Source organism: Alistipes sp., assembly GCF_020026455.1.
Taxonomy (GTDB): Bacteria; Bacteroidota; Bacteroidia; order Bacteroidales; family Rikenellaceae; genus Alistipes.
Map to the genome: position 1 here is coordinate 1 of NZ_JAHHQJ010000003.1, position 15,449 is coordinate 15,449.

General features: G+C 53.3%; 9 protein-coding genes and 1 pseudogene. 1 reads left to right on the plus strand and 9 read right to left on the minus strand.

Going from position 1 to position 15,449, the window contains the following annotated elements; all coding sequences use genetic code 11:
• Nucleotides 1-176: pseudogene (locus QZ460_RS02220) on the plus strand (nucleotidyl transferase AbiEii/AbiGii toxin family protein); the annotation flags it as partial.
• Nucleotides 177-352: 176 nt separating this feature from the next.
• Here QZ460_RS02220 and QZ460_RS02225 read toward each other — a convergent pair.
• The 9 genes from QZ460_RS02225 to QZ460_RS02265 all read right to left on the minus strand — a co-directional run bounded on the left by QZ460_RS02225 (nt 353) and on the right by QZ460_RS02265 (nt 15,421).
• Nucleotides 353-1,897, minus strand: coding sequence for a hypothetical protein (locus QZ460_RS02225; RefSeq protein WP_290539960.1), 1,545 nt, complete (start codon nt 1,895-1,897; stop codon nt 353-355).
• Between the two features lie 32 nt (nt 1,898-1,929).
• The gene (locus QZ460_RS02230; protein ID WP_290539961.1) at nt 1,930-2,826 is read right to left on the minus strand and encodes a DUF4377 domain-containing protein; all 897 of its coding nucleotides are present in this window, start codon (nt 2,824-2,826) and stop codon (nt 1,930-1,932) included.
• Nucleotides 2,827-3,474: 648 nt separating this feature from the next.
• Nucleotides 3,475-7,350 carry a hypothetical protein gene (locus tag QZ460_RS02235; protein WP_290539962.1) on the minus strand — a complete coding sequence of 1,292 codons (3,876 nt, stop codon included), beginning with the start codon at nt 7,348-7,350 and terminating at the stop codon, nt 3,475-3,477.
• A gap of 33 nt (nt 7,351-7,383) precedes the next feature.
• Nucleotides 7,384-8,616 carry a hypothetical protein gene (locus QZ460_RS02240; protein ID WP_290539963.1) on the minus strand — a complete coding sequence of 411 codons (1,233 nt, stop codon included), beginning with the start codon at nt 8,614-8,616 and terminating at the stop codon, nt 7,384-7,386.
• A gap of 3 nt (nt 8,617-8,619) precedes the next feature.
• Nucleotides 8,620-9,804, minus strand: coding sequence for a hypothetical protein (locus QZ460_RS02245; protein WP_290539964.1), 1,185 nt, complete (start codon nt 9,802-9,804; stop codon nt 8,620-8,622).
• Between the two features lie 8 nt (nt 9,805-9,812).
• A complete protein-coding gene (locus QZ460_RS02250) occupies nt 9,813-10,778 on the minus strand; it encodes a FimB/Mfa2 family fimbrial subunit (RefSeq protein WP_290539966.1) in 966 nt (321 codons plus the stop codon).
• Nucleotides 10,779-10,788: 10 nt separating this feature from the next.
• The gene (locus QZ460_RS02255; RefSeq protein ID WP_366934984.1) at nt 10,789-12,396 is read right to left on the minus strand and encodes an Mfa1 family fimbria major subunit; all 1,608 of its coding nucleotides are present in this window, start codon (nt 12,394-12,396) and stop codon (nt 10,789-10,791) included.
• 17 nt (nt 12,397-12,413) lie between these two features.
• A complete protein-coding gene (locus QZ460_RS02260) occupies nt 12,414-13,919 on the minus strand; it encodes an Mfa1 family fimbria major subunit (protein ID WP_290539968.1) in 1,506 nt (501 codons plus the stop codon).
• A 44-nt stretch (nt 13,920-13,963) separates the two neighbouring features.
• On the minus strand, nt 13,964-15,421 hold the full coding sequence (locus QZ460_RS02265; RefSeq protein WP_290539969.1) for a DUF3868 domain-containing protein: 1,458 nt from the start codon (nt 15,419-15,421) through the stop codon (nt 13,964-13,966).
• Between the last annotated feature and the right edge of the window lie 28 nt (nt 15,422-15,449).

The window sequence follows — 15,449 nt, forward strand, 5'->3', positions numbered from 1 at the left end:
ATAATGAGAATATTACTCCAGAGTCATTCAAGGAGAAACTCATTGAGCGTCTCTCTACAGCTGATATAAAACAAGTGAAAGAAGATGTATTGCCTTTCGTACGTAATCCGAAAGAACTTGATATTTGGTCAAATGATTATTTCATACAGTTGGCCGGGATGGTAAGAATAGAATAGCGAAGTTTTGCCCCAGCCGCGAGAAGCGATAATAATGGTCTTGAAATACTGAACCAAGTAAACCGTTTCCAACTGCAAGGTAGTATAAATTAAACTGTGCCAGCCAAGAATAAAACATTAACCTTGCTGACACAGTTTAATTTACATCCTCTACAGCCTCTTTTATAATGGGTTCTCTAATCTAACTTTTCAGCGTGGACATATAGTTCATCACTGGATTCTCCTTTCGCTTTTACAAGTGCAGCCTGTGTCACATCCGACTGCCAATAAGCCATTATTTCAGCTTCTTCAGGTAAACAATGAAAATGATTTACGATCAGATTTAAGTCAACAGACTGCTGGTTACCCATGTGATGATTCATCAATTCTATGAGTATGTTGCGACATCTTTCATTATAAGCCGTGTCGTCTTTTTCTTCCGATTCCCGCACCACACTTACCTTAGAGAATAGATGACCGTTCTTTTCGGAGGGTATGTAATAATGAAATACGACATCCTTGTATAAGGCACAATGACATTCAAAATCCGGTTCATCGTATTGGATGGCTGCATCATTCCAATCGTAATGTAAAAAATCACGTGGACTAATATCCACTCGTAATGAATCTACATGTACGATACTACCATCCCGATAGCCTGAAAGATAAGTGTACAGGGGTGTTTTCTGAAAGAACATGGTTTCCCATCTGTTCTCAAAGAAATAATTATTGCCCTCTTTCTTACGAAAAACGGGTAAATTATCCGGGTAACCTTTAGCAGACCAAACGATGGAATCGTAAAATTGAATAAGACGTTTCGGAACATTAGACAGACTCGCGCCCTCCCAATCGGTTATTTCATAACTGGCTGTATTAAATGGTCCCAAATTGCCAGACAGGCTTTTCAAACGGAACTTGAATTTATCAGACATTATATCATTGCTGAAAGATAACGACTGTGGTTCCTGTTCTGAAATATAAATCTTTTGGATGTCAGTAACCGGATTATAAGAACCGCTTCCACCTTTCAGACATGACAGGGATATACGGTTTGTTTCGTTCAAGGCAACAGGAATCCGGAATGTCTGTTCCGTTTCATTCGTCAAGTTAATAGGATAATAATACAAGGCCAATTCACTTTCGTACGATATATTATCGGGAAATTTATCACCTCCGTACTTTAGCTGATTGCGAACGGCATATTTATCCCCGTTATCCAATGGCACTGAATGAGTAACCCTACATTCCAACCATCTTTTCCGGGGAATATAAAAATCATGTTTGCAGGTTTTCCCTTTCTGCAAATCGGTGTTGGAATAGGAGAAACGCAACTGTGTTGAAGATTCGTTCAACTCGAAATCAGAAGGCAACAGATAACTGTCTTTATCTAATTGCTGCAAGTCCACGATGAGCATAAACGAACGATGAACAGGATCCCCGTTTGTATTCTCTTTGAGTTCGTCATCTTTCAAGTCAAAGAAAAGCTGATAATTTCCTTGTTGATCGGTACGTCCTTCTGCCTTTTTACGACTTAATTGTGGACCTAACCATTGTCCTTCGGAATAATACATGGTTACCAGAACTCCCGGCAAGGGCTCTCCATTGGAAGTTGTTGCTTTCCCTTGGACGAAAGTACTGTTAGTAGAATGCTTCTCAATAATATCTTCCTCTTCCTTACAGCCCACAAAACACATCATGCAAAGGAACAGAAGGACTGCTCTCAAAAAAAACAGTGTTTTCATGATGAATTAAAAATTTTAAATATAATACAAGGCTATTCGTTGATAACGGATAATTGAATCGGCAGTCCCAAAGAATAGACCACGGTTTTCACTCCGGCAGCAGGATATTTAGCCTTATAGACAGCCGTAACATCTTTATAGAGCCATGGGGTTAGACCGATATTGGCCGGACTTCCGCCGATCGGTTCTCGGCTGATAAAGGCATCGAAAGAGACCTGCTCCTTATCATTGACACCCAGGAACGTCCACTGCTGGTAGCCCTGTACTCCTTTGAGAGGAAGCAGTTTATAGGAGTCGGGGAACGAAGAAAACGCAACATTCTCAGACTTTAAATCTCCGTTGCCCAACATCCGCCCCTCCTTATCGAGGGCAATCCATCTTGACCACCCTCTCCCATAGGCAATTACACTGGCACCGACCATAAAAGGCAGATTTTCCTTCAGGTCCTTTTCAATCAGTTCCTTCTGTTCGGCTTCAACCGCAAAACGATATTCAGGAACGAAGGTCTCGTTCTCATAGTACTGTTTTGGAAGCAAGTGTTCCGGCACATCCTCCGAGTTCCTTGCTTCCTTGGACAATATCTTCAGAAGCTGGGATTCCGTCCATACAGGCTCGCCCATCAGATGGTCTTCGTAAGTAGTTTCTTCGACCAGTATCCGGTATTCATTTCCGGGTTCATATTCGAATCCGGCAATATTCCAATATGCGGACCATTCGCTGCTTTGTTCCTTCCGGCCGGCATAGACATCCGAGACATAGATATTGCCACATCCGCCATACACAGACCCGGGAACCAACTTTGAAGCCACAGTCAGTTCGAATTTCTGCTGCTTGATGATTTTTCTTTCGTTCCTGTCATCATCGAGGCAAGAGCAGAGTAAAAGACAGGTCGAAAGGGCCAACAGATAAGATAGAACCCGAGTTTTCATGCTATTATTTTTTGTGATTCAACAAATTTATCAATTTTCTAATAAGAAAATGCATGACTCATCAAAATACTGCATGAATATAAATATTTTACACAAACCATCCCTGCACCAGACAAAAGCCCCATTACCCTGAAATGAGTACCGCTCCCGGGAGCAGCGTCCAAAGCCGTCGCCGAAAACCGGATCAAAGAACAAAGGCCGGAACACCCAAGGACTGTCAAACAACAGCGGCAGGAAACAGAAGGCAGGCGAACCGGATCACGCTGACGACCGCAAAACTACGGTTCGGAAATCCATGATGGCAACTATGCCACGTCCCATAAGGGGGTCGAGGAATCCGGGGAGTTTTCGGCAGGCTGTCTCCTTTACGTGAGCCGGTTACCCTCATCCGTTGCGGCTATATCCACGCAAGTAAAACGATTTTCGCCCTCGCGGGAGCGATTTTTCCGAATGGGTGAAGCAAGAACGCATCGTAACCGGCACAAGGCGCCGGCAGAACGTTCATTGCAAACAAATGTAATTTTGCATAAGATTTATATCCTCTACAAGGAGTACGTCCGGAAACGACAGTTCGTTTTCCGGTCATACCCCTGGAGGCGTTTTGAATAAGCTGGCGGCAATCCAGTTGCTCCGTCTGCGGAAATCGGGCTACCGCACGTCCTGCACGCCGCGCACATAGAACAGACCGGTTGCCTCGCTGGAGGCATTTCCGGAACTTTCCGTATTCAGACGGGTAATCGTATTGCTCCGAATCTCCCAATACGGAATTTTGGTCGTCGTAGGGCCGAGGTTCTCACTCTCCGTACCGGTGGTGATGGCACCCTTGTAGTTGTTGATCTCCTTCTTCTCGCCAAACCACTTCTGGTTGAACGACATGCTCATGATGGCTCCCTCGCGCAAGTTGGGCATACGCCAATGGTGGAGGTCCGTACCATCCAGTTCTTCGCTATAATCGTAGGCCAAACTGCGCTCCGGACCACGGTAGAAATAGATACCATTCTTGCCTCCGACCACATCATCGGGCGACCATACGCCATTGACCTGCCACCAGGTACGCGGCACACCGTCAATCTTGATCGTGCGGTCGTACGGGTCCTCGTTGTTCCGATCCTCGGTATAGGCGGTGTAACCCACCTTGTACCTGGCGACCTTAAACTCGCGGAACAGCCAGTTGCGCTTATCCTCATGGGTGTGGTGACCGATCTCACCGACTTCGATATGATCCCGGAAAGCACTCGGATTCATCTTGTTCAGCACGATGTAGTAGTTCTTGCCGTTGACACGGTCCTCGTAGGCAACGGGGGCACCGTTGCGCGATTCCGTAACAATGAACAGAGGGTCCTGCGTGAAATCATTCTCTCTCCCGCCATTGGCAAAGACCACTCCCGTGTTATCGACACCGTGGTTGGTGAGCATGCGCGCCATGCGCAGCCCATAGAGGACATGAAGATTGGCTTGCCCGTAGTCCCCCTTCGAACACCCCTCCTCGGCCCAGAATATACGGTTCTTCGACACATTGGTGCTGCTCATGAAATGCGCAAAGGGAACCCCGAACATACGGGGAAAAATATAATCGTTCTTCGTAATCACGATTGCCCGGTCGCGCTCGAACAAGGGGTTCTCGAACACGGGACGACCTCCCAGGAAACACATCGTATACTGGTCGATGGCCGGCAAGAACCAGCGGATTTCATCGGCATCGAGCCGTCCGTTGCGGTTCAGGTCGCGGTTCCGGGCAAAGACCGCCCACTGTGCGCGGCGGCCGTTGCGCCCCCGATCGTCATTCTGCGTGAAATTCTGGTCGGTAACGGGTTCCATACGGCCTTTCTCGTCAAAATACAGAGCGGCCGTACTCCAGCTGATGCAAGCCTGGGAATTGTCCTTGAACTGGTTGTACCACTGCATGGAGTTGAACAGCCCGTTTGTCAGCGATGTTCCCTGCACATAATGTCCCGCATTGTCGTTCGGCTTGCCCACATAGCTCCCCCAACAGCGATATTTGGCCAGGAACTCGTCGAGCCCCTCGATGCCGAAGGCCACATTGGCCACAAGCTGACCGCTCTCGGCCCTGGTGGCATAGAGCGTCTGAATCGAATTCTGATGGACGACCACATGAGTATCGGAATAGACACTGTGGCCATCGGCGCTGAGCTCCTCATTCTCCATGAAAAACAGCGCCTTGCGCTTCCGCACGTTGCAGAACGACGTCCAATCCACCGCCGCACCCGTCACGGGGTTGAAATCGTAGTAGAACTCATCGACAAAGAACGTGAAGTGGAGATACTGCCGCTCGCCCAGAGGCTTGCCTTCCGCTTTCCAGTGGCAAAACTCCGTCCATACCAGTTTGGTGAACTCCAGCGCATCGAGCAAGCGATAGCGATGGGTTGCATCCATGTCCCGCGTCAGTGTCGAATGGCGCGCGAGATAGGTCTTCTGACGCTCATAGCCGCCATAGGTCTCGGAATAGTTGATGCCGTTCATCGTCCTCGGGTCGATGAGCGAGCGCGACGGGTTGTCGGGCGTGCCATGCCATGCAAAGTGAATCCAGTCGAAATCATGGTTCACCAGACTGGAGAGCTCCTTTCCGTCTTCGTCAATGATGGCCACCTCGCCGTTGTCCTTGCGTTTGAGCGTACCCTTGAACAACTCGTAGGGCGTTGACAGTGCGAAGGAGAATCCCTCATCGTAATCTTCGGGGAAACGCGCGAAGTTGATGCTGAGGTTGCGCGTCTCATAGTGGGCGTCCAGCTCGAAGAAGTGCTGCGACTCCGAGACAATGCCTTCGGCTCCAGGCTGCTTCTCCTGTTCAAAGATATTGCCGCCGTTCTCGCGCGTGGCCTCCAGCTTGATGTTGTCGATCCCCGCAATGCGGATGTTGTAGGTATAGTGGTTGTTGCGCAACAGATTGTAGTCGTTGACCTTGCGTTTGAAATCGTCAAACGAGCCAATCGTCTGCGAGAGATCATCGCCCGTGACCTCGTAATTGTCGGCGCCCACATAGCCCAGATGGACATAGTAGGTCACGTTGCCCACCCGCGAACGCTTGGCCGCCGTCGCCTCCGAATCGGTGGGCTGCTGGTTTTCGTCCCAATAGGGGAATCGGTCCACCGGATGTTCGGGGAATTGGGCATTGCGCGGATCATCGACACGGCGATGCACCGGCTCCTGCGGGTTGAAATAGTAGCCCTGGAGGCGCAGGTAGGTCGCCTCGGAGGGGGCATTCTCAAATTCGCCGTTATAAACCGTTATCGTCTGATCGTCGTTCCCAGGATTCTGCGGGTCGTACTCGCCGCCCCCGGTCGAGACGTCGGGCGAGGTATACTTCCGGCACAGCTCGCGCATGGAATAGGCAAACACCGAGTATTTGTTCGGATAGACCCCGAAGGCCTCAACCACCTGCCCGGGGCTCACCGCGGCGTCGCCCGTGAGATCGAAGGCGCGGTTATACTGCGCGGCGATGGACTTCTCGTCGATGGATCTGCCGCTTCGGGAGGAGGCATCCTGCGTTGCGAAATAGTTCTCGAAAGGATAGAATGTAAACTTCCAGCCGCCGCCCTCAGTCGAGGTGATGTCCCGCATGAAGACCTTGCTGTTGCGCACCTCCTTCCCGGGAAGACGCTTCATCGGATCGAACCAATAGAGATATTCCCGTGTGGGGGCGTTGATGACCTGCCACGACTTGAGCCGGAAATAGGCGCCCGGCGTCTCCTTGAGTTTGCCGTCGGGGATGATGTTGACCGTCACCTTGCTGTCGAGACGATGGACGAACACCGCACCGGCCTCCTCGGTCAGGTCGCCGCTGCCCAGCGGACGGAAAGGCTGCCCCGTCTGGCCGTTGCAGACCACGAGGCGACGCTTCTGCGTCGGGTCGGGCTTCAGCGACAGCAGCTGCCGCGTGCCATCGGTATAGTGATGCGCGTGAATCGAGCCGAAGAAACCGCTCATGAGGTGGTGGCCCTGCATGCGCTCCACATTGACCTCGCCGCTGGCGTTGACCGTCAACCGCGCCTGAAGGTTCAACAGCGTGCGCAAGCTGGTCAGCGTGTCGCACGTGACGAGCAACTCCTCGTCGTTGTCCACACTCTGCACGTTAGAGTAGCCCACGTTGGCAATGGCGAAGATACGTGCCTTCCGGCAGCTCACGGCCGGCATGAGGAAGGTATTGACACGAAACTTCTTGCCGTCCTCCTCCACCTCCTCGATCGCCGGCGTAAGGTCGGAGAAATACCTGCGCGCCAACACCTTGCAATACTGCTCGCCCTCGCTCTGACGCGACATGTCCACGATGAAGAGATAGACCGAGTGGATGTGCTGTTCGGTCTCCTCGACCGTGGAGCTGCGCGTGAGGATCTCACGGTCGTCGAACTCCGCCGACACCATGTCGAGCGACACGACACCCTCAACACCCTCCTCGATATGGTCGGGCGAGAAAGGATCTCCGTCGACAAAATCCTTCTGACAGGCGGTGGCCGACAACAGCAGGCCGCACAGCACCGCGCAATAATATGCTAACTGACGTTTCATCTCTTCTAATCCGTTCCGTAATCCGAAAAACAACTATTCAAAAGGCGGTATGTCGTCCACCACGACCTTATACCACGGGTGGGAGGTAACCTGCACCTCCAGCTGATCGACCATGGTGTTGACGATGCAGCGCAGCCGGTAGGTGTAGTTGCGCAGCAGGCCGTGATGACGCTTGCCAGGGTAATAGGTCTCGTCGTAGAGGCGTGCCGAGGAGCGTTTGCGCACCACCTCGTTGTCCTCGGTGGTGAAATGGTAGGTCACCACAATCTCGACATCGTCGTTGAGCGACATACTGGCCCACTCGTAGCTGTAGATGTAGTAGCGCAGGGGAGACCGCAGCATGTCGGCAGAGCCGTCGGCGGACCGCGCATAGCGGCACACCACACTGTGGGTCAGGTGCGACTGGGGCGTCATCATCATCTGGGGAAGGTCGCCCAGATGGTAAGGCGGCTCGTCCTTATCCAAGTACAATTCGCCGAAGAAAGGTTGCTGCAGGGCATCGAGGTTCACGATCTGCCACTCCGTCTGCCGGGCCTCCTCCTCGGGCAGGTTATTGAAGCCGTCGCCGGCAGCCGTATTAAAGAGATAGGTCTTGGCCCTCAGGTGTTTGAATTCGATTTCATCGACAACGACCTTCGTTGCCTGAGGCAGGTTGCGCCACTCGAAATAGCACCATATACGGCAGTAGATGTGCTCCACAGGGACCACCACCACCGCCCCCGCCTCACGGTCGAGTTTGAGGTAGCCGGCCATCAGCGGACGGTCGATGCTGCGCGAAGGGGCCGTGGCCGACTCGGTGTTCAAATCGCCATCGTGGACATGGTTCTTCCATGCCAGATAACGCTCCTCATCGGTCTTCGAGGGATCTTCGCAGATGCTGCTCAAGGTGTTCTTCATCGTCGTCGTGGGATTGACGATGACGAAAATCTCGGAGTTGACATCGAGATTGTCGACATCGACACCGGGAAGCTTATAGGGGGCGCTACCCGTATGATACTGCCCCTGGGGCAGGAGGTTTGTCCTATGGAGGACACACCTGCGATTGCGGAAGACGCCGTACATGATTTCATAGGCCTCGCCCTCCTCATGGATCAGGGCACGGGTCGCCGCCCGGGTGACCGACGATGAGGTCGCCACGGGGAACGACACATAGACTTCGCGCGCAGGACATCCGTCATCCGCCCCGGGCAGGGAGTCATTCCCGCATGCAGCCACCACGGCGGCCACCAGCCCCATCACGCCATATTTCCAAACAGCCAATCGCATCGCTTATCCTTCATTTACCGGAGGCAGGATCTCCTCGCTCCAGTCGGGATTGACATTGGAGGTATTCCACACCTTGAAATTGACATTCAGACCAAACTCCGAGATGGCCAGACGCACCGTGAGGTTATCGTTGCGGCGCAGGAACGGCAGGACCATCTCGCTCACGCGGCTGTCGCTCAAATAGACCACCATGCGGCTCTCGCGGTTACCCACCTCATCGACCAACCCCGACTGGGTGTCCCCGTCGGAGGCCGGCTTGCCGTAGGAATTCTGCGAGAGGTAGAACTTCGTCACGGGCGACACGACGGCCTCACCGCCGGCGGGCTGTGTCAGTGCCACGGGAGCCGACAGCAACGGCACGGGTGTGGTCTGCACCTTGGTTTCGCGCTCAGCCATCTTGCGGAGGTCCATGACCATCCCGGGGTTCCACACGGACGTGGCCCCGTCGACCTGCCAATAGGGCTTCGTCTCGTCCCAGAAAGGCAACGCATAGCCTTCGCCGCCGTAGTTGTAGATCTCCAGGCGGTTCACCGAGACCCCGTTGCCCTCGGCATAACCCTTGAGATAGGCCTCCACCGAGATTTTGCCGAACGAGCGGAACAGGGGAATATTGCGGATGACCGCCGCATCGAGTTGCTCGTCGGGAAACAGGTACACGGTACGCGAATCGTCGATCGAGCGGACATGCGCCGCGAACACGTTGCTCATCGGGAAACGGCCGCTGCCGTTGGTCGACGGCATGCCGCCGATGTCCTGCGGGAAATCCTCGACACGGAACACGGGAGTGTACATATAGAGCGAAAGGCTCTTGAGGAACTCCTCGGAGACCTTGTGCTTCAGTTCCGATTCGATATATCGGGGCGGATTGACAAACACATAGAAGCGTTTGGACCCCTCGCGGCGGATCTTCATCCGGATACCGTGGATGTTGAGAACGCCGTTGCCACCGTTGATGCGCGGTTCGAAATAGGTATCGGGCGAAGAGATGTAGCTGTCGTCGTAGGCATAGACATAGACCGAATAGATCCGCTGTTCCAGGTCGGACGGCACGCCGTTGCTGCGCGAGGAAACCGAAACCGACATCACATAGCCCGCCGCATCCTCCCCGGCTTCGTCTTCGCTGCACGCGACCGCAAAGAACGGCACAAGGAGGAGCCCCCACAACAGATATTTGAAGGATACTGCCATCGTCGTCGTTAAAAATCGCCCTCCTGAGGACGGATAATCCAATCGTTGATTTTCACCTGAACCACCATGTAGTTGCCCATCGCATCCTTGCTGAGGAAGAAAATCAGGGCATACTCGTCCTGGCGATCGAGGTACTCCTGTGCCGACATGCTGTACCCCTCCATCTTGGTCAGCAGCAGATAGTGAATCAGGTCTATGTCGATGAGCGTGTGCCCCATGTTATCGACCGCCACCAGACGCGTCGGCTCGTTCTCCATCAGACGCAACGTATTCATCTCGGCCACCACGGCCGCCACGCTGCTCGCCTCGCCCATATCGGCATCCGACTGGTAATAAGGCTTGTAACTCACCACATCATCCTCGAGCAGAGAGTTGTCGTAGTTCAGGAATCCGTTTTTCGAGCGGATGACGAAATCCACGACATCCTTATTCAGTCCCATGCCGTTCTCGCCCTGCACCACGATGCGCAATTTGTTGGTGTCCTTGATCAAGTCGAGGACCGTGGTGCGGCTCTCTCCGGCGACAATCTCGACATGCGCCTCGGCGTGCCACAGCGCCGCAAGTTCCCGGCGCAGAGTGGCATCGGCCTCGCGACGCATCTTGACCGTCAGCCTGTCAACCGGGCATTCGCCCTCGACCCACTGCGTGGGGAAGAGGTACGACTCCTCGGAGAGCCCCGCCCATGCCACCAGATGGAATTTGCCCACGGGCAGGTCGAGTTCCATGGCGTAGTCCTTGCCGAAGCGCTCGCTCCGATCGCTCAGGCGGGTGACGAAACGCCCGTTCTCGTCGAAGACAAAGACATCGATGCGTTTCACCTCCCGGTCGAAGGCGTCGACATGCTTCATGTTCATGGTGTAGGTGAAACGCAGGTAGTTGACGCAGGGATACAACTCCTCGGTAATGGTACTGCACGCACCCGACAAAACCAGCGCCAAGACCGGAATCGCCAACCAATATATCTTTCTTATCATAGTCATAAGCCTATATTTCATGTTCAAACACCCGTTCCACCCATGCGCTGACCTTCATGGTCACATCCATCTCCATGCCCAGTTCATCGGGAGTATTGCCGTCGGGCTTCCACGGATTGAGCGGGTCAACCGGATCTTTGGGCAGTCCCAGCGTGGATATTTTGTTCACACGGAGCCGGTAAATATTGTTGCGGACGGTGGCAAACTCCATGACGCCCATCTCCATGGGGAGATGATTGTCGTTGTGGCGGTTCCAGTAGGTGTACCACACGGGGAAACTGCCGTCGGCCGCACGCGTGAATTTTCGGACTCCCTTTTGTGCCAGCAGTGCGTCGGAGGCCTCGTCGGGCGTCGCAGGCAACGAGATGCCCTCCTTGAGGAGGAATTCGTACAACCCGGCGTAGTCTGCAAATAGATATTTGTGGTCGTTGTCGCGCTGGAAGAAGTAGATGGCATCGGCGGCGACCTCCGTCGGACGGAACCAGCCCTTGAAGACCAGCCCCGTCGAGAGCTTGTTCACCTGCTTGTTCACTCCGGGAATGGTATTCTCGGTGGTGTAGCAGATACGGCTGTACTCGTCGTCGGCCATCATGCCCTCGGGCAGCGGATGGTATTCCAGCGCAGAGGAGGCTTCCGAGCTGAAGAAAAACAGCTCCGGGAGGCGTGAATCGTCGAATATTCCGTAGTAGAACATTCGCTTGGCCACCCAATCGGCATCGGCCACATAGTTCTTGTCGGTTTCATGCTCGTGGGGAGCTATCGTATGCCCCGTTTCGTCGGGTGAAATCTGTTTCAGCAAATAGAAACTGTTGCTCACATTCATCAGTCCCACATGGGTGAGCCGGACATCCATCGCCACGGAACGGCCTTTGTGAATGACTTGAAGCGTATAGGTGTTATTGCTGTATCGGGGATGGTAATCGAAGCGCGCGCACACCCTCTGCACGCGTATGGTTGTATGATTTTCTTTTCCGGATTCGATGTTCACATCATGCTCGCTGATCGTGTTGTGAAAGGCATTGGTCATCAGAAAATGGTTGTCTCGCCATAAATTGCGGACTTCCGCATAATCTTTTTGGAAAAAGGAAATGGATTGATTGACAAATTGCGACCAGTCTGCTCCGGGTTCAGCCTGGATAAGATCTTCGGATGCGGGCGGATTTGCGATGACAAACACACGATAGTATCCCGCCTTAACGGTGATTGTACCCTGCCATTGCGAATTGTTGCCCACCATCTGCAAATCTGTAAGTCGGTGCACGCTGTGGATGGTGAGCGGCGAGGATGCACCCTTGGATATTTCCCCCAAGACAATCCATGCCGACGAGATGCGATTCTCCTCGGCACTACCCGGTTGCTGGGGCAAATCCCCCACCGGTACACGCGTCATCTCCTCCTGTGGCAATTCAAATTTCACCGTCAATAGGGTCCTGGCGCCGTCAGTCTCCGGATCCGGAACACCGGAGGGCACAGTCAGCCCCTCGCCGCTACAGGAAACCGCCAGAGAGCAAGCCACAAAGAGAATATGGAAAAATCGCGACATACAGTGCGTCGAAAAAAGGAAAAAAGTCAGGCAGCAGGTTGCAGGTGCACAGACGCGCAACCTGCCGCTTGACATCACAGTTTATTTTACGATTAGAAATCGATATTGTTGTTACGGACGGTCCAGGGCAGCACCTTGACCACAACCTCCAGCATACCGTCTACCTCGTCGGGAACAGTGGGGTCGGGATTCACGGGAACATTCTGGCCGATACCGGTTACCGAGTTCACGTTCAGCGTATAGCAGTTGTTGCGGACAACACCGAATTCCATCACACCCAGTTCGTTGGGATTGTTGTTATTGATGTGGCGAATGTAGTAAGGATAGTAGCAGACGCCGTTTTCATATTTCGCAACACCTACCTTCTGGAACTCCTCGATGGAACTATCGTTGGTCAAACTTCCCAGTTGAACCTGATTCAATTCCTGCAATTTCTCAAAGGTATAGAGCTGGCCATTGAACTTGTAGAGGCTGGTCCCCTTGAGAACACCCGCCTTCTCATAAACAGCCTTGTAGTAGACACCTGTGGTGTAGCCGTTCATCTGCTCTTCCTTGATCATGGTATTCTCCAGAGTATAGAATACGGTACGCTCCTCTTCCTTAATTTCAAGACCTTCAGCCTTCTTGGGCAATTCCTGCCAAATAGCGTCACCTCCTGCTGCGAAGTTCTTCGAATAGAAATCCGCGTGATCTCCCATGTTTTGACCCTCGAAGTTGGGATCGACCACATAGTCATTCGAACCATCAACCTGACGATTTTTCTTGATGGGGAAGAACTTGGTGTTACCGTTAATCAGCGCTAGGTGCTCGAAATGCACAAAGTCTCCGGTCTTGGTTGCTTCAGGCTTATTCTTGTCAGTAACAACAGCCTTCTTGTAATCCGCAGAAACCTCCTTCAACTTGGCCACGGCACGCTCCACGGGAACGGTCACGGTAGTGGGAGTGGCAAGATTACCCTGTACATCGACATAAATCGAACCATCGACATAGAAATCGCCATTCTTCATCGAACTCTCCGTGTCGACAGCAGGAGCATCCTTTGCAGTTTCAGTGACGATATCGACAGCGTTGGTCATGAGGAAGTTGTTCTCAGTCGAGATCATTTTAACCTCATTTGCATCAGCCAGTACCTGCGCCTTACCCAATTCAGCAAAGCTGTTGAGCTTATTTACCTTGTCGAAATCAGCATTGACCAATACGACGATTTTCTTTTTACCCTTTTCCACGGCAATGGGCTTGGTGGTGTAGTAGGTCGCCTCTCCGGGCTTGACGGCCGGATTATTGGGACCGCCGGGAACGAGATCCTTCGCATCGATATTGTGAATATCGAAGTGAGGCTGTTGGTCCTTGCCGGTATAAGACAGCAGGATCGAGATTCTGGAGACTTTCTGCTCGCCCAAAGTTCCGGCATCGACGGCATCACCCTCTTGAAGTGCGCGGCTCGATTTCTCGCCACCGAAAGCAATCGACAGGCTCATATAACCCTTGTCCTGTGCAGACACGGATCCGTCACCACCCTCGGAGAGTACATCATCCGAGCCGCAAGATGCCATGGCAACGGCCATTACACCTAAAAACATGATTTTTCTAAATTGCATAAGACTTAAAATATAAATGGGATAAAGACGTAAATTGAAATTGCCTAATTCAAACTCTCCTCGATGAGGCGGATGTTCTCGCGCTTCTTCTCCAGCATCTCGAGATTCCCGGCGGCCTGACGCACGCCCTCCCTTTCGGCACGCAGGAGCAGCCCCTCAGCCTTCGCACAGTCGCCTTTCAGCAGGTGATAGACCCCCTCGGCATGGACCGCCTCGGGCGAGGTTCCGGCCTTCGCCAGGTGACGCGCGGCACGCTCCAGCGCACCCTCGGCAAGGGCGATGTTCGCCGCATTGAGGTTCGCCGTCCGGTCGTCGGGATAGAGGCGCACCGCAATGTCGAAGACCTCCTTGAACTCCTCGCTGCCCGGCTCGTAGGTCTGTGCGATAAGGTACATTTCGTTGAGACTCAACAACTGCGGACGGGTTTTCAGGATACGCTTGCCTTCCTCCACGCTGAACGGGCGCACCACATACTGCACCGTATAGTCCGAATGGCGCAGCGAAGGATAGACGTTTTTCAGCAGGAACAGATAGCTTTTCCGGCCGTCGAGCTCCTCCAGAAGGCGGCTTTTCTCGTCTTCGGGATGCTCGCTGTCGATGATCCCGAGGATCTCGACACGGCGCACCAGCGACGAAGCCGCGACATGGCGCCGCAGACCGGCCCAGTCCTCGGGAGTGGACTGCACGGTGAAAAGATCTTCCGAAAAACCGTATTGTTCCAGAACATAGTTCTTCAACGCCTCGGCCCGGCCCTGTGCCAGCACCTTGTTGCGCGAAAAGCTGCCTTCGGGCGATGCGAAGCCGTGAATATTAATATGTGTGATGCGGGTGCAAGTATCGTTCTTCACCAAATCGATGGTCCCCATGATTTTCTCCAGTTCATGGGCATTTCCGCGATATTCGGGTCTGATAATCACCTCGTTCACGGGAAAATCCAGATAGGCGCTGCCCGACTCCTCGCGATGCTTCACCGCCTCGGCGCGCGGCTTGACGAATACCAGCAGCGGATGCAGTTCATAGACGGGAATCTCGAACATCAGTTTCTTCAGGGGTTTCCGCTCCTGAGCCAGGATGTCGTCGCCACAGCCGCAGAAATCCTGGGCCAGAGACAGCTGCGCCCCTTCCATCCACGGCCGGAACGTGGTCGCAGCCTCGTAGGGAACAGCCGACTCCAACTTGCGGGCATTGAGCAGAATGCCCTCCTGCCCGCGTCTCTTGCCCGTGATGTACTGGCGGCGCGAGGCCAGCCTCACCGCCGGGAAGGTCATCATGCTGTCGCCGTTGACCAACACGGGTGTAAATTTCATCGAACGGTTGGTGTGCAATTTCGGGCCTTCCACCTGGAGATTGAACCCGATCTCCAGACTGTTGCCGCTCTTCACCACCGACAGATCCTCAACTTTGACCTCGGCCTTCTGGCGGACGTGTTTCTGCGCCACGACCGAACCGCCGAACGGCAGCAGCGTCAGCAGCACCGCCAAGCGGACAACGCGATTCATCATACGCTTCAGTTTCATACAGGGAAAAAGA

Excerpts from the sequence above, each read along its gene's own strand:
- QZ460_RS02245 (WP_290539964.1), bottom strand. The coding sequence starts at position 9,804 with ATGGCAGTATCCTTCAAATATCTGTTGTGGGGGCTCCTCCTTGTGCCG.
- QZ460_RS02260 (WP_290539968.1), bottom strand. The coding sequence starts at position 13,919 with ATGCAATTTAGAAAAATCATGTTTTTAGGTGTAATGGCCGTTGCCATG.
- QZ460_RS02250 (WP_290539966.1), bottom strand. The coding sequence starts at position 10,778 with ATGATAAGAAAGATATATTGGTTGGCGATTCCGGTCTTGGCGCTGGTT.
- QZ460_RS02255 (WP_366934984.1), bottom strand. The coding sequence starts at position 12,396 with ATGTCAAGCGGCAGGTTGCGCGTCTGTGCACCTGCAACCTGCTGCCTG.
- QZ460_RS02230 (WP_290539961.1), bottom strand. The coding sequence starts at position 2,826 with ATGAAAACTCGGGTTCTATCTTATCTGTTGGCCCTTTCGACCTGTCTT.
- QZ460_RS02240 (WP_290539963.1), bottom strand. The coding sequence starts at position 8,616 with ATGCGATTGGCTGTTTGGAAATATGGCGTGATGGGGCTGGTGGCCGCC.
- QZ460_RS02225 (WP_290539960.1), bottom strand. The coding sequence starts at position 1,897 with ATGAAAACACTGTTTTTTTTGAGAGCAGTCCTTCTGTTCCTTTGCATG.
- QZ460_RS02235 (WP_290539962.1), bottom strand. The coding sequence starts at position 7,350 with ATGAAACGTCAGTTAGCATATTATTGCGCGGTGCTGTGCGGCCTGCTG.
- QZ460_RS02265 (WP_290539969.1), bottom strand. The coding sequence starts at position 15,421 with ATGATGAATCGCGTTGTCCGCTTGGCGGTGCTGCTGACGCTGCTGCCG.